The sequence below is a fragment of the Streptomyces sp. NPDC001868 genome (assembly GCF_040297125.1).
Lineage (GTDB): Bacteria > Actinomycetota > Actinomycetes > Streptomycetales > Streptomycetaceae > Streptomyces.
Map to the genome: position 1 here is coordinate 83,324 of NZ_JBEOYO010000014.1, position 19,060 is coordinate 102,383.

The following is a 19,060-nucleotide window of genomic DNA, read 5'->3' on the forward strand; positions in this document are numbered from 1 at the left end:
GGCCCATCGGGGCGCGGGGCCTCGTACCGGCATGCTCACGCGCCGCTCCCTGCTGGGCGCCCTCGGCACGGGTGGGTCTCTCGGTGCGCTCGCCGGGTGTGGGGTGCCCGCCGCCTATGTCGCGCCCCGGGATCGGGCCGGGGCCGACCTGTCGGCCCGGGACAAGCGGGTGAGCTGGGCCAACTGGCCCTTGTACATCGACACGGACGACGAGGACACCTCGCGGCGGCCGACGCTGGAGGCGTTCGAGAGGCGGACCGGGATAGCCGTCGACTATGTCGAGGAGATCAACGACAACGACGAGTTCTTCGGCAAGATCAGCCCGGCCCTGATGAATCATCAGCGGACCGGGCGCGACCTCGTCGTCGTGAGTGACTGGATGTGCGCCCGGTTCGTACGGCTGGGGTGGGTCCAGGAGATGGACCGCTCCCGGCAGCCGAACGTCACCCGGTATCTGGATCCGCAGCTGCGGTCGCCCGCGTTCGATCCCGGCCGCAGATTCACCGTGCCCTGGCAGTCGGGGATCACCGGCATCGCGTACAACCGGCGGAAGCTGGGGCGCGAGATACGCCGGGTCGCCGATCTGTGGGCGAACGATCTCCAGGGGCGGGTCACCCTCCTCTCCGGGCTGGACGAGGCGTTCGCGCTGCTGATGCAGGGCAACGGCGTCGATGTCACGCGCTGGACGGCGGACGACTTCCACACCGTGTGCGACCAGGTCGAGGCGCGCGTCCGGAGTGGTCACATCCGCCGTTTCACCGGCAACGACTACATCAAGGACCTCTCCAGCGGGGACGTCCTCGCCTGTCAGGCGTACTCCGGGGACGTCATCCAACTCCAGGCCGACGACCCGGACATCAGGTTCGTCGTCCCCGAGGAGGGCGCCGAACTCTGGGCCGAGTCCCTGATGATCCCCAACCTGGCCCGTCACAAGAGCAACGCCGAGCGGCTCGTCGACTTCTACTACGACCCCGAGGTCGCCGCCGAGCTCGCCGCCTGGGTCAACTACGTCTGCCCCGTCCCCGCCGCCCGCGACGTCCTCGCCTCCTCCAAGGACGAGGAGACCGCCGCCCTCGCCGAGGACCCCCTGATCTTCCCCGACGACCGCATGCGCGCCCGGCTCGCCGTCGCGCGGGACATCACCTCGGAGGAACGGCGGGAGTTCGCTCGGCGCTGGAACGGGATCGTGGGGCTGTAGGGCGCGGGCACGGGATTCGTCGGGCGCCGCCCGAGGCTCCCGCGCCTTCCGCTGCCCGGTGCCTACTCGGACGGCGGCTGCGCGCTCTCGTCCTGGTTGACGACCCCGAAGGGGATGTGGACGCTCGGTGTCATCCGGGACGTTCCCTTCAGATGGGCTTCCTGGTCGTCGAAGAAGATGTGCGGCCGTAGTACATCCATGATGGAACTCTTGTCGATGCCTCCCAGGAAGAAGGCGTCGTTGACGGTCACACCCCAGTTGTTCAAGCTCGTCATGGCGCGCTCGTGGGTCGGCGCATTGCGTGCCGTGACGATGGATACGTGAACGCGGATCGTGTAGTCCTCGTTCTCCCGGCGGCGTTCCTCCTCCCGTCGCTGCAGTTTGTTGATCTCGCGCAGGAAATCCCGGAGCGGGCCCGCGTCGTGCGGAGTCGCCACGTTCATGGTCTCGTGGGCGCGGAATTCGGCGAGCCCGTTCCGCTGGAAGACGCGCTCCGATTCGTCGCCGGCGAGGACACCGTCGAAGTCGAAGGCGATCCGCAGTTCCCTGTCCTCGGGGTCGTCGGCGACGGCGGAACCGAGGACCCGGCCGGCGGGCAGACCCGAGGCCACGGCCTCCCGGACGTCGTTCTCGTCCGCGGACAGGAACAGGGACATGTGCAGGGCGCGCATGAACTTGTACGGGGCCCGGCCCTGCGTGAACACGGCGCGGCTTATGGGCAGGCCGTGCGCCTTGATGGACCGCATGACCCGTAGTCCCGTGTCGGGGTCGTTGCGGGAAAGGATGATCACTTCGACCAGTGGGTCGTCTTCCGGGTTCAGATCGTTCAGTGAGAGAAGCCGGCGAATGAAGGAGAAGGCGACGCCGGGGCTGAGGGTGTTGTCCAGATTCGCCCGCTGATAGACGCGATAGCCTTCCTCGCCCTTCTCCCGGAACACACCGTCGGACTCTTCGAGGTCGAAGAGGGCGCTCGACGCCAGTCCGACGACCAGCCGGTTTTCGAGCCGGTATGGCGGCATCGCGGATTCCCCCTGTGTCCCTGTGTCCTGTGTTCGTCACCTCTGCCCGGATCAGGTCATACCTGACCTTCGCGCTGGGCCGCAACGTGCCCCGACCGTCGGTGCGTTGCGCGGACGGGTCGGCGGTGCGGTGTCCGGCAGGCCTCGGAGCGGGTGTGTTGTGCAATGCGAAATTTTGTGTTGCAGACGTGGTGCGCGGGCTCGCGCACCTCCTACCTTCCCGTCTCAACAGACCGGTCCTCACCCGGGCGAACCGCCCCCCACGGCCGGAACAGTGATGTTCCTGTGCGCGCGGAACCCGGCGAAAGCCCCTTCCCCAACTCACCTGCCATCCGAGTCGTTCAGGCGGCTCGGGCACCTTTCGAGGGATTGAGGAACTTCGATGAACGCACGTTCCGTACGTGGTGCGCTGGCCGTGGCCGCCTCCGTCTGCGCACTGGCCGGGGTCACCGCATGCAACGTCGAGTCCGGCAGCACCGCCGCCGGCGCCGACAAGAGCGCGTCGTCCGCGCCGCAGGCCAAGGACCTCAAGGTCGGCTGGTCGACGATCTATCTGACCCCGTCGTGGATGCAGCAGACGCTGAAGATGCTTCAGACGGACGTCGACAAGCTGAAGTCGGCGGGCAAGGTGTCCTCGTTCAAGACGTTCAACGCCAACGGCGACACCTCGCAGCAGATCGCGCAGATCAGAGCGATGATCCAGCAGAAGTACGACGTGATCCTCGTCGACGCGGGCTCCTCCACCGCGCTCAACCCGGCGCTGGAGCAGGCCGTCGCCGCCGGTATCACCGTCGTCGCGTTCGACTCACTGCCGACCAGTACGAAGGTCATCCGGGTCGGGACGGACCAGAAGGCCTGGGGCTCGATGATGGCCGAGTGGCTGGCGAAGAAGCTGGACGGCAAGGGCAGCATCATCGCCATGAACGGGCCGGCCGGTGTCGCGGTGAGCGAGGACCGCTGGTCGGGGGCCGAGACGGTCTTCAAGAAGTACCCGGACATCAAGATCGTCAGCAATGTGCACAGCGAGTACAACCTCGCCCCGGCCGCCCAGGCCTTCGCCTCCGCCTACTCCGCCCACCCGGACATCGACGGCGTGTTCTCGCAAGGAGGCGCGCTCTCGGCCGCCGCGCTGCAGACGCTGGTCAAGCAGGACAAGAAGCTCGTCCCGATCACCGGTGAGAACTACAACGGCTTCCTGAAGCTGTGGCAGAGCAAGCAGAAGGAAGGTTTCTCCTCCCTGGCCACCGCCCAGCCCAACTACCTCTCCGTGATCGCCCTGGAGGCGGCCGTCGCCAAGCGGGAGGGCGTGGACGTGCCCCAGGACATCGACGTGCCGCTGCCCGAGATCACCGACGACAACCTCGGCGACTTCGCCAAGACCGACCAGGCCGACGACTCGTACCCGATCAACGACCTGCCGCAGGCCGAGATCGACAAGCTCATCGGCAAGTGAGCGGATGACCACCGTGCCGCTGCTGAGCGTGGAGAAGGTGTCGAAGTCGTTCGCGGGCAACCGGGTGCTCACGGACGTGAGCTTCGACGTCGAACCGGGGGAGGTGCTGGCCCTGGTCGGCGAGAACGGGGCCGGCAAGTCCACCGTCCTCTCCCTCGTCACCGGGCTCCTGGCCCCAGACTCCGGCCGGGTCGTCCACGACGGCACCCCCGTCCCCCGGGCGTGGTCTCCCCACCGCGCCCGGGCCGCCGGGGTCGGTTCCGTCCACCAGGAGCTGAGCCTCAACCCGCACCAGAGCGTCGCGGAGAACGTCTTCCTGGGGGCGTGGCCCAGCCGCCGGGGCCTGGTCCGGGGCCGTGACCTCGCGGCCCGGGCCCGGCCGCTGCTCGCGCGGGTCGGCCTCGACGTCGACCCGCGCACCCCGGTCGGACGGCTGCCGCTGGGCAGCCGCCAACTGGTCGAACTCGCCAAGGCCCTGGCCGGAGAGCCCCGGCTGCTCATCCTCGACGAGGCCACCTCCGCGCTGGACGAGGACCAGGTGGGCGCCGTGTTCCGGGTCGTGCGCGAACTCCGGGACCAGGGCGGCTCGGTGATCTTCGTCAGCCACCGGATGGCCGAACTCTTCGCCATCAGCGACCGGTTGACCGTCCTCAAGGACGGTGCCGTGACCGCGACCAGGGAACGGGGGAAGACCGACCACGACGACATCGTGCGGCTGATGGTGGGACGGGAGCTGTCGGACCTGTTCCCGGCGAAGGCGGACACCCCGGCCCCCGAGGGCACCGAACCACTCCTCCGGGTCCGCGGGCTCACCGTCCCCCGCGCCTGCGCCGGGGTCGACCTCGACCTCACCGCGGGGCGCGTCGTGGGACTCGGCGGACTCCAGGGACAGGGGCAACGCGAGGTGCTGCGCGCCCTGTTCGGGCTGGTCAGGCACACCGGGGACATCCGCTTCGAGGGGCGGCCGGTGCGGTTGTCGTCGCCCCGGGACGCGATCCGGCACGGTATCGCCTATGTGCCCGAGGACCGCAAGACCGAGGGCGTCCACACCGTGCGCAGCGTGCGCGCCAACCTCGCGTTGCCCAGCATGCGCGCGCTCGCCCCCGCGCGCCGTCTCACCACCGTCTCGCGCGGGGCCGAGACCGCGCTCGTCGACGACCTGATCGCCCGGCTGCGCATCAAGACGGCCTCCCCGGCGCAGGAGGCCCGCCGGCTCTCCGGCGGCAACCAGCAGAAGGTCGCGCTGGCCAAATGGCTGCCGACCGAGCCCCGGATCCTGTTGCTGGCCGAACCGACCCGGGGCATCGACATCGGCACCAAGCGCGAGATCTACCATCTGCTGCGCCGCCTGGCCGACGAAGGCCTCGCGGTGCTCGTCACCTCCGGAGACACCATGGAACTGGTCGGCCTGTGCGACGAGGTCGCCGTCCTGTACGAGGGGGCGGTCGTGGACCGTCTCACCGGGCCGGGACTGACGGAGGAGAGCCTGGTCAGGGCCTCGGTCATGGGCACATCGGCCATGGACGCCCCCGGCTCGGGGAGCGTGGTCCATGCGTGAGCGCCTCGCGGTCGCCGCGCGCGGCAACACCGACCTCCTCGCGCTGGCGGCGCTCCTGCTGGTGGTGCTGGCCGCGTACCAGCACTACGACTCCAGCCTGCTCACCCCCGCCTCGATCACCATCCTGTCCGCCCAGTTCCTGCCGCTGATCCTGGCGGCGGCCGGGCAGACGACGGTGATGCTGCTCGGCGGGATCGACCTCTCGCTCGGGGCGGTCCTCGCGCTCGCGATGGCCGTGTTCGCGACGTACGACGCCGAGGGCGCGGGCGGCGTGGTCGCGGCGGCCGGGCTCGCCCTGTGCGTGGCGGTCGCGGCCGGCGCGGTCAACGGCGCGCTCGTCGCCTACGCCGGGCTGCCACCGATCGTCGTCACCCTCGCCGCGTCCTTCCTGTGGGCCGGGGTCACCCTGGTGGTCCTGCCGCAGCCCGGGGGACAGGTGCCCGCCGGGCTGGTGGACGCGTACAACAACGGCTGGAACGGCGTCGCCCTGCCCGCCGTCACCGTCGCGGTCGTCCTCGGCCTGTGGAAACTGCTGCGCACCACCCGGCACGGGCTCGCCCTCTACGCCGTCGGCGGCAACGAACACGGCGCCTACGCGAGCGGGTTGCACACCCGGGGCGTGAAGATCGCCGGGTATGCGCTGGCGGGCGCGTTCACCGGGCTCGCCGGGATCGGGCTGGCCGTACAGACCGGTTCCGCCGACCCGACGATCGGGGCCCCGTACACGCTCAACTCGATCGCCGCGTGCGTGCTCGGCGGCATCAGCTTCTTCGGCGGGGTCGGCCGGATGCGCGGCACGGTTCTGGCCGCGCTCGTCATCGGGCTGCTGACCAACCTGCTGCTGTTCACCGGGATCTCGCCCTTCTACCAGCTCATCGTGCAGGGCGTGATCCTCGTCGTGGCGCTCGCCCTGAAGACGTACCTCACGAGGGAGGCGGCCGTATGAGCAGCCTGGCGCTGCCCAGTTCCCGGGCGACCTGGGCGTTCGGCGTACTCGCCGTCACCTGGATCGCCGCGATCCTCTTCGCGGACGGCTTCGACAGCGTCTCCAACTTTCGCTATCTGGTGCAGACGGCGTCGTTCCTGGGCATCGTCGCGGTCGGCCAGACCCTCGTCGTCATGATGAGCGGCATCGACCTGTCCGTCTCCGGAGTGGTCGCCCTGTCGGCCGTGGTGTGTGCCAAGTTCGCCTCCGGCACGGGCGGTGGCACGACGGCCGTCCTGGTGGCACTGCTGCTGAGCGCGCTCGTGGGTGCCGTGAACGCGGCCGGGGTGGTGTGGCTGCGCGTCCCGCCGATGGTGATGACCCTCGCCACCGGCACGATCCTCGCGGGCGCCCTGCTCGTCTACACCGACGGCTCGCCCAGCTCAGCGCGGGTCCCGCTGCTGGACACCCTCGCCAACGGCCGCCTCCTGGGCATCCCCTGGGCGTTCGTGCTGTGGCTCGCCGTCACGGCCGCCGCCTTCTGGCTGCTCCACCTCTCCCGCACCGGCCGCTACGCCTTCGCCCTCGGCGCCGGCGAGGGCGCGGCCCGGGCGTCGGGGGTGCCGGTCGTGTCCACGGCGTTCACCGCGTACGTCTCCTGCGCGGTCCTCGCCGGGGTCGCGGGCCTGGTCCTGCTCGGCTTCACCGGCACCAGCTCCCTGACCATGGGTAACCCGTACCAGCTCCTGTCCATCGCCTCCGTCGTCCTCGGCGGCACCTCCATCCTCGGCGGCCGTGGCCATCTCCTCGGTACGGTCGGCGGCGCCCTCCTGCTCACCCTCCTCACCGCCCTCCTGACCTCCTGGAACCTCTCCGAGGGCGTACGGCAGGTCGTGCTAGGCGTGCTGATCATCGGACTGCTGCTGGTCTACGCGAGGGAGCGCCGGACATGACGGCCTCGACGAGCTCGACGATCACGCCGGCCTCAGCGATCACTACGGCCTCGCCGGAGGAGCTTCTGCGGGACCTCGTACGGATTCCGTCCGTCAACCCCCGTGACGGGGCCGGCGACGGGGGCGAGACGGCGGTCGCGGTGTACGTACGGGACTGGCTGGCGGAGCGGGGTGTGCGGGCCGAACTGCACGAGGTGCTGCCGGGGCGGTGCAATGTCGTCGCCGTGGTGCCGGGGCGGCGTCCCGAGGCGGTCCTGCTGGAGTCCCACCTCGACACGGTCGAGACGGACGGGATGACCGTCGGGCCGTACGAGGGGGAGGTCAGGGACGGGCGGCTGTACGGGCGCGGTGCCTGTGACGCGAAGGGGCCGCTGGCCGCGTTTCTGCTGGCCCTCGCCGAACTCGCGGCCGGGGAGCCGCCGTTGCGCACGGTCGTGCTGGCCGGGGTGTGCGACGAGGAGCACGCGTACCGGGGCGTGCTGGGACTGGTCGAAGCGTTGGCGGGGCGCGTGGTGGTGGGGGCGGTCGTGGGGGAGCCCACGGGGCTGGTGCCGGCCATCGCGCACAAGGGGGTCGTGCGTTACACCGTGCGCACCACGGGGCGTGCGGGGCACAGTTCGCGCCCCGAGGAGGCCGTCAACGCGATCACGCTGATGGCGCCGGTCGTCACCCACCTCGCCGACCACCCCCCGGGTGTCCCGCCGCATCCGCTGCTCGGGCCCGCCACCCGCTCGGTCACCCGGATCCGGGGCGGCACCGGCCCGAACACCGTCCCCGGCAGCTGCGAGGTGGACGTCGACCGCCGGACGCTCCCCGGGGAGGACCTGGAGACCGTGTGGCGGGACGAGCGCGCCGAACTCGCCGCGCTGGGGGCGGAGGTGGACCCGCCGTTCACCGTCGACCCGGCCCTGGACACCGGCCCCGACGCCGAGATCGTCACCGCCCTGTGCCGGGCCCTCGCCGACCACGACCTGCCGTCCGGGGCCCGGGGCATGCCCTTCGGCACGGACGCCAGCAAGCTGGCCCGCGCGGGCATCCCGTCGGTGGTCTTCGGCCCGGGTTCGGTCGCGGACGCCCACTCGGCGGCGGAGTCGGTGGCGCTCGCCGACGTGCAGCTGGCCGCGCGGGTCGTGGTGGCGGCGGTGCGGGGGGCGGGGGACGAGCGGCCGGCCGAGGACGCGGGCGCGGTCGTACGGCGGGGTGAGGGCGGCGGTGTGGGGCCTGCGGGGGCTGCGGCGGCGGAGAGTTCGGCGCGGGGCGAGGGAGGGGTGTCGTGCGGATGAGGAGTCACCTCGGGGTCGGCGCCGCCGTTGGGGAGGCGGGGGAGGGCCGGCGTCCGGCCGTCCCGTCCTCGCCTACATCCACGAGATCAGGAGGGCCGTCATGCGGCTGACCGACCATGTCACGCTCGTCGCCAGCGGTGCGTACGGCTTCGATCTCAGCGACCCGCTGGACTGTCATGTCTACCTGGTGCGCGGCTCCCGGCACAGCGCGCTGGTGGACGCGGGCGCCGGCCGGTCCGCCCACGCCGTCGTACGCGCCGTGCGCGCGGCGGGCGCCGACCCCGGCCATCTCCTCCTCACCCACGGCCACGCCGACCACGCGGGCGGAGCGGCCGCGCTCGCCGAGCGGCTGCCCGGTCTGCGTGTGCTGGCCGGAGCCGAGGCCACGGCATGGATCGCGGCGGGGGACGAGCAGGGCGTCAGCCTCGACCGGGGAAAGGCCTCCGGGTACTACCCGGCCGACTACACCTTCGCCCCCTGCCCCCAGGTCGAGGCCATGGGCGACGGCGAGGAGATCGACCTCGGCGGCGGCGTGGTCCTACGGGCCGTCGCGACCCCCGGCCATGCCGACGGCCACCTCTGCTACCACCTGCGCACCCCGGACTACCGGGCGCTCTTCTCCGGGGACTGCGTCTTCACCGGGGGCCGTGTCTCGCTGCAGAATCTGCACGACTGCCGGGTGCCCGAGTACGCGGCCAGTCTGACCCTGCTGGCCGCGCTCGACGTCGACGCGCTGTTCCCCGGCCATCATGAGGTCTCGCTCGCCCGTGCCGGACGGCATCTGGAGGCCGCCCGCGACATCGTCGCCCGTGGACTGCTGCCGAGGAGTACGACATGACCACCACCCCGGGAGCCCCGGCCCGTCGTAACCAGGCGTCCTCGCTGCGCCGGGCGCTCACCGTCCTGGAGTACATCCGCGACCACGCCGGCACCGGCCGGGGCATCTCGCTGACCCGGCTCGCCGAGGAGCTCGGCATCAACAAGAGCACGGTGCTGCGGCTCGCCGCGCCGCTCCTGGAGGCCGATCTGCTGGTCCGCGACCGGGAGACGGGGTGGTTCCGGCTCGGGCACGGCACCCTGCGGCTCGGCCAGGCCTACCTCTCCTCGCTCGACCTGCGGACCGTCGCCACCGAGCCGCTGCGGCTGCTCCAGCACGCGGTGGGGGAGACCTGCCATCTCGTGGTGTACGAGGCGCCGGACATCGTCTACATCGACAAGGTCGAGAACGAGACCAACGTCCGTATGGCCTCCCGGGTCGGCAGCCGGGTCCCCGCCTACCGCACCGCCGTGGGCAAGGCCATCCTCGCGTGGCTGGGCGAGGAGGAGTTCCGGGTCGTGGTCGCCGCCGGGATGCCGCAGGTCACCCCGCACACGACCACCGAACCGCAGAGACTGCGCTTCGAACTGGACCGGGTCCGCCGGCAGGGCTACGCCATCGACGACCGCGAGAACGAACCCGAGGTGCGGTGTGTCGCCGCGCCGGTGTTCGACCACACCGACGCGGCGGTCGGTGCGGTCAGTGTCTCGGGGCTCACGACGCGGATGACTCCGGCGCGGGTGCGGGAGGTGGGGCCGATGGTGGTGCGTACGGGCCTCGACATCTCGCACGTCCTCGGCTCGTCCCGGGGCCGGGACACCGGTCGCTGATCGCTGCGCGGCCAGGGCCGTGATGTGTTGTCGGTTGTCTGCCGCGCCGTCGTGGCTGGTCGCGCCCACGCGGCGGAGCCGCATATCGATACAGCCCCGCGCCCCTGTCGGGGCGCCTGCCCCCGCTTGAACAGGAGCCCCATGGAAAGCCCCTCCTCTTCCACCGCCTCGACCTACGTCTTCGTCGAAGACCTGCGTGCCGAGGGCGTCGACGCCGTGCTCGGCCGGGTCCTCGGTGCGTACGGCTGTGACACGCTCACCGTCGCCGCCGCGTACCACCGGGCCCGGGACGTCACCCCGCACGGTCCGGCCCGGGTCACCCTGCGCCGGGACGGCGCCCACTTCGTGCCGCCGGCCGACCTGTTCGACGGGCTGCGTCTCGTGCCTCCCGTGCAGGCGGGCGCCGAGGAGGAGCCGTTGCGTGAGCTGCGCCGGCGTACGGCGGAGCAGGGCGCGGCGCTGCACGGCTGGACCGTGTTCCTGCACAACACCACGCTGGGCCTCGCCCACCCCGACGTCACCCAGCGGAACTGCTTCGGCGACCGGGCCGCCCCGGCGGACCTCTGCCCGGCCCACCCCGAGGTGCGGGCGTACGCCGTGGCGCTGGCCCGCTCGGTGGCGCGCGCGGGCGTGGACGCGGTGGTCGCCGAGTCCCTGCACTACGGCACCTTCGGCCACGGCTACCACCACGAGCGCAGCTTCGTCTCCCTGGGCGCGCCGGAGGAGTTCCTGCTCGGGCTGTGCTTCTGCCCGTACTGCGCGGAGAGGGCGGAGGCCGCCGGGGCGGACGCGGACGCCGCCCGCGCCGAGGCGGCCCGGGTGGTGGGACGGGTGCTCGACGGGGCGGACCCCCGGCCCACGGTCATGGCCGACCTGCCCGAGGCCGTCGCCGCCTACGTCCGCACCCGTACCGGCACCGTCACCTCGCTCGTCGCGGAGGTGGCCGACGCGGTGGCGGGGGAGGGTTCGCGGCTGGTCTTCCTCGATCTGACCGGTGCGGTGAAGGGGTACGCGGACGGCCGGCCGACGGGCGCGCTCGCCGTCGACGAGGCCTGGCGGATCGGTGTCGACGCGGCGGCGATCAGCGCCGTCGTCCCCGGCTACGGCGTGCTCGCGTACGCCCGGGACCCGGAGCGGATCGCCGCCGACGTCGCCGCCTACCGGGCCGTTCTGCGGGAGGGCTGCTCCCTGCGGGCCGTCCTGCGTCCGGGAGTCCCGGACACGGACTCCGCCGAGCGGCTGGCGGCGAAGACCGCGGCGGCCACCGGGCCCGGCGGGGCCGACGCCGTGGACTTCTACCACTACGGCCTCGTCCCGTTCCCGGTGCTGGACCGCATCCCCGTGGCGCTCAGGGCGAGGCACTGAATCCGGGGTCGTATTCCGGTCTGCGCGAGGTGAATTGCGACGGTTCGGCGGCGGGTAATTCGTGGCGGCGCTGTGGAGATAGTGCAATTGTCTGCCGTGCGGTCGCGCTTTATCGGCCTTTCGGTGTCGATTCGGACCTGACGTATCGCCCGGCGAAGGGTTGCGGCACATCTCTTCGTGCCGTAGTTACGTGAATCATGAACCTGTTCACCCGTGCTGCGTCCCTGCGCCGCCCGGCAGCCCCCACAGCCTCACAACTCCCCCACGAGTCCCCGGCTTTCGCTTCCAACGGCCCGTCCGATCCCGCCCTGGCGATGCTGACCGGCGAATGGATGATCGACGCGGCGCACAGCCGTATCGGTTTCTCCGTCCGGCACGCCCTGGTGACGACCGTGCGCGGGGCGTTCACCGAGTATCAGAGCCGGCTCTACTTCGACGGCCGTGATCCCTCGCGTTCACGGGCCGAGATTGTTCTGTCCACCAGGTCCGTCGACACCGGAGTGGAACAACGCGACGCCCATCTGATGGGCCGCGACTTCCTGGACGCCGCGGCCCATCCCCGAATGCGTTTCGTCAGTACGGCGGTGCGGCTGGTCGGCAACGATGTCTACCGCATGGCCGGCGAACTCACCATCAAGAGCATCACCCGACCCGTGGATCTGGAACTCACCTACATAGGACACGTCATGGACCCGTTCGGATACGAGCGGGTCGGATTCGACGGGACGACCACCATCAACCGTTCCGAATGGGGTCTCACGTACAACCAGCGGCTCGCGGAGGGCGGTGCCATGGTGAGCGAGAAGGTGCGCCTGCAGTTCGACATCGCCGCGATCCGCTCGGTTCCCGGCGGCTGACGGCCCGTCGCGCTCTCCTGGGGGTCCGGCATCCGCCGGACCCCACTTTTGAACGCGTTCAAGTAGGGGCGTACGCTCACCGCATGAGCGACAGATCCGCCCTGTTGAAGGGCATCCGTGCGTGGCTGGTCCTCTTCGTCGTCTGTCTGGTGCTGAGCGGCGCCACGGCGTTCCCGCTGGTCCATGAGCTGCGCTGGACCGAGGAGTTGCTGCGGTCGCTGTCCGTCGGGGAGCACCTGCCGGCGCTCGTGGAGTGGGTCGAGCGCGTACGGGCGGGCCTCGACGACGCCGACGCCGAGTACCCCTTCCTCCTCTACGGCACGGACTGGCTGGCCTTCGCGCACCTCGTGATCGCGGTGGCCTTCTACGGCCCCTACCGCGACCCGGTCCGCAACATCTGGGTCGTCGAGTTCGGCATGATCGCCTGCGCCGGCATCGTCCCGCTGGCCCTGATCTGCGGGCCGATCCGGGACATCCCCTTCTGGTGGACGGTGATCGACATGTCGTTCGGCGTGTTCGGGGTGATCCCGCTGTACGTCGTACGGCGGCGGATCAAGCGGCTGGAGGCCCTCACCGGCGGGTGGGACGGTCGAAAAACTGTTATCCCGGCCGCCTCCACACCGTCTCCGTAGGCATCCCCTGTTTCCCCACGTACAGGAGCGAGCCGTATGGGCAGTGTGATCTCCGCCTCGGAGGATCCCCACGTCACTGGGATGGCTGAGAAAGTACGGAACACAGCCGAGTGAGCAGGGCGATCCCAGTGGGACCGGAGGGAACGTACGTGGACGGGCGGCAGTGGCGCTCCACCATCGCGGCCGCGCAGGCGGGGGACCGGCGCGCCCTTGACGAACTGGTCGAGGGCTGGCTGCCCCTCGTCTACAACATCGTCGGCCGGGCCCTCAACGGCCACGCCGATGTCGACGACGTCGTGCAGGAGACCATGCTGCGCGCCGTCGACAACCTCGACACGCTGCGTGATCCGGACAGCTTCCGCTCCTGGCTGGTCGCGATCGCGATGCGGCAGATACGGGACCGGGCGCGCCGGCGCACCGCCGACCAGCTCGACGACGCCGATGCGCTGGGCGCCGCCGACTTCGCCGAACTGACCGTGCTGCGGCTGCAGTTGGAGGGGCAGCGGAAGGAGGTCGCGGAAGCGGTCCGCTGGCTCGACGACGAGGACCGGCAGTTGCTGTCCCTGTGGTGGCTGGAGGTCGCGGGCGAACTCAGCCGGCGCGAGCTCGCCGCCGCCGTCGGTATCAGCAGACAGCACGCCGCCGTACGCGTCCAGCGGATGAAGGCCCGGCTGGAGACGGCGCGAGGCATCGTCCGCGCCCTCGACTCCTCCTGCTCCGACCTGGGCCGGGTCACCGCCCGGTGGAGCGGGCGGCCCGACTCGGTGTGGCGCAAGCGCATCGCCCGGCACATCCGGGGCTGCTCCCGCTGCGACGGCCACGGCCGCCCCGGTGAGGTCGTCGTCCCCGCCGAACGCCTCCTCGTCGGCCTCGCCCTGGTCCCCGTCCCCGTGGGCTTCACCCTGTCGCTGGCGTTCGGCGGCAAGACCGCCGTGGCGGCGACCGCCGTGACCGCCTCCGTGGGCTGGTCCGCCAAGATGCTCGGCATCCTCTCCAAGCCCGCCGTCGCGATGACGGCGGGCGCGACGATCGTCGCCGGGGGCGCGTACGTCGTCACGAAGCCCCCGGAGGACCGGCCCCCGCAGGCCGCGCCCACGACGCTCAGCACGGCGCGCGTGCCGGCCGCCTCGACACCCCGCGCCCCCGCGCCCTCCCGCTCCTCCTCCCCGTCGCCCTCGCCGTCCCCCTCCGCCTCCCCGTCGCCGTCGCGGACGAAGGAGAAGGACCTGTACGGCAGCGTCGTGGACGCCGTGGACGAGGCGCCGGACCCGGACACCCCGCCCGCCGCCCTCCCGCGCCGGCCCGAGTCCGGCGTCACCAGCAGCGGCGGCGCACGGACCGTGATGAACCACCGCGGCGACAACGTGACCTTCACGGGCGAGGGGTACGTCCTGGTCCGCTGGCAGATCTCCCCCCAGTACCGGCCCGGGAACCTGGTCATGCCGGCCTGGACCGGCCTGAAGGGCAAGCTCTTCCACGTCGCCTCGGGCGGTGGCCGCCGCATGGACGACCCGACCTCCGCCGACGGCAGGACCTCCGGCATGGGCGGCCCCGACATCGGATACACCGTCCTCCCCGACGGCACCCAGCAGATGTGGCAGAACGAGTACTTCTACCTCGACGGCACGGTCACCCTCACCCAGAACGAACGCGGCGCCGACTACGGCATCACCGTCGCCCCCTCCACCTGGGACACCGTCACCGGGGACATCACCTACGGCCCCGACCGCGGCGCCCGCCGCTACGGCCTCGTCCGTGACGACGGCAAGGACTCGGCCCCGGTCCCGCAGTACGTCACGCGGGAGAGGCCGGAGGATGCGGCGACTGTGGGGCAGCGGTCGGAGGTGTAGGGCGCCTGGGCACTCCGTGGGTGCCTGAGAGCTTGAGGGTGCGTGGTGTGGGGCGCCTGAGAGCTCGGGGGTGTGTGGGCTTCGGCGGGTGCGGGTGCGTTGTGGTTGATCGCGCAGTTCCCCGCGCCCCTGAAGGGCGCGCTGTGGTGGGCCCCAGTCAGAAGCGCCGTCTAGAAACGCCGCCTCAGTGCGCTCAGCGCGTCGATTCGGTTCGTCGTGATCGAGTCGACGCCCGCTTCGATCAGGCGGCGCATGGAGCGACGGGTGTCGGGGGTCCAGGCGGAGAGGAGGTAGCCGTCCTTGTGGACGCGGTCGGCCAGGGGGCGGGTGATGAGGCCGAAGCGGTAGTTGAGCCAGCGGGGGCGGATGGTGTCCAGGAGGGCGGGGCGGGGTGGGGCGAGGGTCTTCCAGGTGAGGGCGATCTCGGCGGTGGGGGCGGCGGCGCGGACGGCCAGCAGGGTGGGCGGGTCGGCGCTGTAGTAGACGCGGTCCTCGGCGTCGTACTCGCGTACGACGCCGAGGATCTGCCGCACCGCCCGGGGGTTCACCGCGCCCGGCAGGTCGACCAGCACCCGGCTGCCCTTGGTGGTCAGCAGCGCGTCGGCCAGCGTCGGCACCCCGTCGGCCGTCAGCCCGCGCAGCTCCGCCACGGAGAGCGCGGACAGCGGCCGTTCCACCTCCCAGAGCCGGTTCAGCGTCGCGTCGTGCAGCAGGACGGGCACGCCGTCCCGGGTGGTCCGTACGTCGAACTCGACGGCGTCCGCGCCCAGTTCGAGCCCGGCGCGCAGGGAGTCGAGGGTGTTCTCACGGTGGCGGTAGGGGGCGCCGCGGTGGGCGACGGCTGTCACGGTGCTCATGAGGGTGGTCGTCCCGATCGGGTCAGGGGGTCAGCCAGGCCGAGGTGTAGGTGTCGATCTCGGCGGACAGCCGGGCCTTGCCGGCCTCGTCGAGGAAGGACGCCTCCACGGCGTTCTTCGCCAGCGCGGCCAGCCCCTGCTCGTCGAGGTCGAGGAGGCGCGCGGCGATCGCGTACTCGGAGTTGAGGTCGGTGCCGAACATCGGCGGGTCGTCGGAGTTGATGGTGACCAGGACCCCGGCCTGTACGAACTCCTTGAGGGGGTGGTCGTCGAGGGTGCGGACCGCGCGCGTGGCTATGTTCGAGGTCGGGCAGACCTCCAGGGCGATCCGGTGCTCGGCGAGGTGCGCGAGCAGCTTCGGGTCGCGGGCCGCGCTGGTGCCGTGCCCGATGCGCTCCGCGCGCAGCTCGTTCAGCGCGTCCCAGATCGTCTCGGGCCCGGTGGTCTCGCCGGCGTGCGGCACCGAGTGCAGCCCCGCCGCGATCGCCTGGTCGAAGTACGGCTTGAACTGCGGCCTCGGTACGCCGATCTCGGGCCCGCCGAGCCCGAACGCCACCAGCCCCTCCGGCCGCAGCCCGTCGTCGGTGGCGAGCCGGACGGTCTCCTCGGCCGAGACCAGCCCCGCCTCACCGGGAATGTCGAAGCACCACCGCAGTACGGTCCCGAACTCGGCCTCCGCCGCCTTCCGCGCGTCCTCGATCGCCTCCATGAAGTCCCGCTCCTCGATCCCGCGCCGGGTGGAGGAGTACGGCGTGATGGTCAGCTCGGCGTACCGCACCTGCTGCCGGGCGAGGTCCCGCGCCACCTCGAACGTCAGCAGCCGGACGTCGTCCGGGGTGCGGATCAGGTCCACGACGGACAGATACACCTGGATGAAGTGGGCGAAGTCCGTGAACGTGAAGTAGTCCGCGAGCGCCTCGGGGTCGGTGGGTACCTTGGAGTCGGGGTGGCGGGCGGCCAGTTCGGAGACGATCCGGGGGGAGGCGGAGCCGACGTGGTGTACGTGCAGTTCGGCCTTGGGCAGACCGGCGATGAAGGCGTGCGGGTCGCGGGTGCCGAAGGCGCCGGGAGCGGCGGACGCGCCGGAGACGGCGGGGTTCACGGGCACGCTCTGCGCGGTGCGGTGGTCGGTCAAGGTTCCTCCCCGGGAACGGCGTCCGCCCGGGACCTGGGTCTACGTCGGGGGACGCGGGTGATCGGCTGATCGATGACTCGGGATCATCGTAGGCGGCGATCCGCGCGCCGAACCACGGGCTTTAGCATGACCGGACGTACAGCTGATCGCGTACGACGGACAAGACGACGCAGAGCGGCACGGAACGTACAGGGGGACCCATTCATGCCGTCCGACGAGGCACCGATTCCTGAGACACCGGCCGATCCGCGGCCCGACCCGTGGGCGTCACCGCAGGGTGATGCCGCGATACCCATGACGGTGGTCGACGGCGCCACCCTCCCGACGGTGACCGATGACGCCGTTCCGACGCCGGTGGTCGACGGTGCCACCCTGCCGACAGTGATCGACGACGCCGTTCCGCCGACGGTCGTCGACGGCGCCTCCCTTCCGACCGTGACCGAGGACGCGATACCGCCCACGGTCGTCGAAGGGGCCGACTCGTCGACGGTGGCCGGTGGTTTCCCCTTGCCGGCCGGGTCGGACGCCGCTCCCGGGCCCGAGGACGCGATACCGGCCCCGGCGGCGACGGTCGCGCTGGACAAGCCGGCCGCGCCGGCCGCGTCCACGAGTTCCGGCCCCGCCGAGCCTGCCGAGCCCGTCGCACCCGCCCAGCCCGTCGCACCCGCTGAGCCCGCCCAGCCCGTCGCCCCGGTTCCGCCCGGGTGGTCGACCCCGCCCGCCGCTTCGGCCGCTCCCGCGGCTCCGGCTCCCCGCGATCCATGGGCCGCGCCCGCCGACACCCCGGCGCCGAGCGCCTCCGCCCCCTCCTCGCCCTCGGTGCACGACCGGATGACGGTCGTGTCTACGCCGGGTGCGGACACGAGTGGCCCGGCACCGGCCGGTTCGGGTGGGTCGACGTCTCCATCGACCCCCGCGAGGCCGCAGCCCTGGGCCGGTCCCGGCGCGTTCGCACCGCCGGGGGGCGGGCCGCCCGCCGGGTCCACCGCCCCTGCCCCCAACCCGTTCGCCCCGCCCGCGCCCCACGCGCCCAGTGCGCCCCACGCGTCCTACCCGCCTCCCGCGCCCGGCGCCCCCTACGCGGCCCCCGGAGCCGCCGTACCACCCCCGCCCCTCAGCCCCGACGGGCCCGGGCAGGTGCCGTACGGCTATCCGCAATACCCGGCTTACCCGGGCGCCCACGCACACCCCGGGGCCGGCTATCCGGCTCCCCACGCCGGCTACCCGGTGGCCGGCCACCCCGCTCCCGGCGCGGGCTACGCCTGGCCTGCGATGGCGCCGCCGCCGAGCAACGGGATGGGCATCGCGGCGATGGTGCTCGGCATCTGCGCCGCCGTGCTGTTCTGTCTGTGGCCGCTGGCGATCCTGCTCGGGATCATGGCCGTGATCTTCGGGTCCATCGGCCGGGTCAAGGTCCGCAAGGGCGAGGCGACGAACCCGGGGCACGCCCTGGCCGGGATCATCTGCGGAGTCGTCGGCATCCTGCTGGGCATCGGCTTCATCGTCCTGCTCGTCGTGGCGCCCGGCAGCGACGACTACGACTCGGACACCGACCCCTTCGAGGACGGCTACTCCACATCGCTCTCGCTGGTGCTGCCGGCCGACGCCGGTGGCGCGGCCCCGACCGCCGGCCTGGCCTCGCCCCGCACCCGCTAGACGTCGACCCCGCTCGACAATCTCTCCCGGGCCGCCATCAGCGCGAAGCCCAGCAGATTGGGACCCCGCCACCGCGCGGGGTCCATGGCGCGTCCGTCGTCCGCGGCGAGGCCGATGCCCCAGACGCGGTCGAGGGGGCTGGCCTCGACGAGGACGCGGTCGCCCGTGCCCAGGAGGAACATCCGCAGGTCGGTGTGGGCGGCGAACTTGTGGATGCTGCCCTCGACGACGATCGCGAAGCGCTCCCGCTCCCACACGGCATTGTCGAAGCCGCGCACCAGCCGCCCGATCTTCTTGGCCTGCGCGGGGCCCGCCGCGGCGACGGCCTCGCGCTCCGCCTCCGCGTCCCCGAACAGCCGGGCCTTCGACGCCATCATCCAGTGCTCGGCCGTCGCGTACTCCACGCCGTCCACCGTGAACGGCGACGGCCACCACTGGCTCAGACAGCTCGCGCCGATCCGGCCGTCGGGCCGTGGCCGGTGGCCCCAGAAGTGCAGGTACCTGACCCTTGCCCCCGAGCGGACCGCCCCGGTGAGCGTGTCCCAAGAATCGATCTTCTCCATGTCGACGAGTCTGGCAGCCACCACTGACAATCCGTCCTCGATTTCCCGCCCTGACTGGACACCTGGTCGACAGATTCCGTCGCGTAACCAAAAGGCAACAACGGAATCA

The 19,060-nt window shown here is 71.8% G+C and carries 16 protein-coding genes and 1 pseudogene; 13 read left to right on the forward strand and 4 right to left on the reverse strand.

What is annotated here, in order from left to right; all coding sequences use genetic code 11:
- The first annotated feature begins 31 nt into the window (after positions 1 to 31).
- Positions 32 to 1,198 carry a polyamine ABC transporter substrate-binding protein gene (locus tag ABT147_RS18745; RefSeq protein WP_351407290.1) on the forward strand — a complete coding sequence of 389 codons (1,167 nt, stop codon included), beginning with the start codon at positions 32 to 34 and terminating at the stop codon, positions 1,196 to 1,198.
- A gap of 62 nt (positions 1,199 to 1,260) precedes the next feature.
- Here the strand turns inward: ABT147_RS18745 and ABT147_RS18750 are convergent, their stop codons facing one another.
- Entirely contained in the window at positions 1,261 to 2,217 is a 957-nt protein-coding gene (locus tag ABT147_RS18750; RefSeq protein ID WP_351407292.1) for a 5'-nucleotidase, read from the reverse strand.
- Between the two features lie 382 nt (positions 2,218 to 2,599).
- Here ABT147_RS18750 and ABT147_RS18755 point away from each other — a divergent pair, with 382 nt between their 5' ends.
- The 11 genes from ABT147_RS18755 (at position 2,600) to ABT147_RS18805 (ending at position 14,740) form a co-directional block, all read left to right on the forward strand.
- Complete coding sequence (locus ABT147_RS18755; RefSeq protein ID WP_351407294.1) at positions 2,600 to 3,670, forward strand: ABC transporter substrate-binding protein; 1,071 nt, start codon at positions 2,600 to 2,602, stop codon at positions 3,668 to 3,670.
- Positions 3,671 to 3,674: 4 nt separating this feature from the next.
- On the forward strand, positions 3,675 to 5,228 hold the full coding sequence (locus ABT147_RS18760) for a sugar ABC transporter ATP-binding protein (protein ID WP_351407296.1): 1,554 nt from the start codon (positions 3,675 to 3,677) through the stop codon (positions 5,226 to 5,228).
- A complete protein-coding gene (locus ABT147_RS18765; RefSeq protein WP_351407299.1) occupies positions 5,221 to 6,174 on the forward strand; it encodes an ABC transporter permease in 954 nt (317 codons plus the stop codon). The genes ABT147_RS18760 and ABT147_RS18765 overlap by 8 nt, the downstream gene beginning before the upstream one ends.
- Positions 6,171 to 7,106 (forward strand): ABC transporter permease, encoded by a 936-nt coding sequence (locus tag ABT147_RS18770; RefSeq protein ID WP_351407300.1) that lies wholly within the window; start codon positions 6,171 to 6,173, stop codon positions 7,104 to 7,106. The genes ABT147_RS18765 and ABT147_RS18770 overlap by 4 nt, the downstream gene beginning before the upstream one ends.
- Positions 7,103 to 8,389: a M20/M25/M40 family metallo-hydrolase gene (locus ABT147_RS18775; protein ID WP_351407301.1), complete on the forward strand. Its 1,287-nt coding sequence runs from the start codon at positions 7,103 to 7,105 to the stop codon at positions 8,387 to 8,389. Before ABT147_RS18770 ends, ABT147_RS18775 begins: the two co-directional genes overlap by 4 nt.
- A 100-nt stretch (positions 8,390 to 8,489) precedes the next feature.
- Positions 8,490 to 9,227 carry an MBL fold metallo-hydrolase gene (locus ABT147_RS18780; RefSeq protein WP_351407302.1) on the forward strand — a complete coding sequence of 246 codons (738 nt, stop codon included), beginning with the start codon at positions 8,490 to 8,492 and terminating at the stop codon, positions 9,225 to 9,227.
- The gene (locus ABT147_RS18785; protein WP_351407304.1) at positions 9,224 to 10,036 is read left to right on the forward strand and encodes an IclR family transcriptional regulator; all 813 of its coding nucleotides are present in this window, start codon (positions 9,224 to 9,226) and stop codon (positions 10,034 to 10,036) included. Before ABT147_RS18780 ends, ABT147_RS18785 begins: the two co-directional genes overlap by 4 nt.
- Before the next feature lie 141 nt (positions 10,037 to 10,177).
- Positions 10,178 to 11,401 (forward strand): hypothetical protein, encoded by a 1,224-nt coding sequence (locus ABT147_RS18790; RefSeq protein WP_351407307.1) that lies wholly within the window; start codon positions 10,178 to 10,180, stop codon positions 11,399 to 11,401.
- Between the two features lie 197 nt (positions 11,402 to 11,598).
- The gene (locus ABT147_RS18795) at positions 11,599 to 12,258 is read left to right on the forward strand and encodes a YceI family protein (protein ID WP_351407309.1); all 660 of its coding nucleotides are present in this window, start codon (positions 11,599 to 11,601) and stop codon (positions 12,256 to 12,258) included.
- An 83-nt stretch (positions 12,259 to 12,341) separates the two neighbouring features.
- Complete coding sequence (locus ABT147_RS18800) at positions 12,342 to 12,890, forward strand: hypothetical protein (RefSeq protein WP_351407311.1); 549 nt, start codon at positions 12,342 to 12,344, stop codon at positions 12,888 to 12,890.
- A gap of 149 nt (positions 12,891 to 13,039) precedes the next feature.
- Positions 13,040 to 14,740 carry a sigma-70 family RNA polymerase sigma factor gene (locus ABT147_RS18805; protein ID WP_351407313.1) on the forward strand — a complete coding sequence of 567 codons (1,701 nt, stop codon included), beginning with the start codon at positions 13,040 to 13,042 and terminating at the stop codon, positions 14,738 to 14,740.
- A gap of 170 nt (positions 14,741 to 14,910) precedes the next feature.
- On the opposite strand, the gene ABT147_RS18810 is transcribed toward ABT147_RS18805, so the two are convergent.
- Both ABT147_RS18810 and ABT147_RS18815 read right to left on the reverse strand, forming a co-directional pair.
- Positions 14,911 to 15,597, reverse strand: coding sequence for a glycerophosphodiester phosphodiesterase (locus ABT147_RS18810; RefSeq protein WP_351407315.1), 687 nt, complete (start codon positions 15,595 to 15,597; stop codon positions 14,911 to 14,913).
- A gap of 22 nt (positions 15,598 to 15,619) precedes the next feature.
- A pseudogene (locus ABT147_RS18815) lies at positions 15,620 to 16,832 on the reverse strand (adenosine deaminase).
- Positions 16,833 to 17,026: 194 nt separating this feature from the next.
- Here ABT147_RS18815 and ABT147_RS18820 point away from each other — a divergent pair.
- Positions 17,027 to 18,388, forward strand: a complete 1,362-nt coding sequence (locus ABT147_RS18820; protein WP_351407317.1) for a DUF4190 domain-containing protein — start codon at positions 17,027 to 17,029, stop codon at positions 18,386 to 18,388.
- Here ABT147_RS18820 and ybiA read toward each other — a convergent pair.
- Positions 18,385 to 18,951 carry a riboflavin biosynthesis intermediates N-glycosidase gene (gene ybiA / locus ABT147_RS18825; RefSeq protein WP_351407491.1) on the reverse strand — a complete coding sequence of 189 codons (567 nt, stop codon included), beginning with the start codon at positions 18,949 to 18,951 and terminating at the stop codon, positions 18,385 to 18,387. The genes ABT147_RS18820 and ybiA overlap by 4 nt on opposite strands.
- Positions 18,952 to 19,060: the final 109 nt, after the last annotated feature.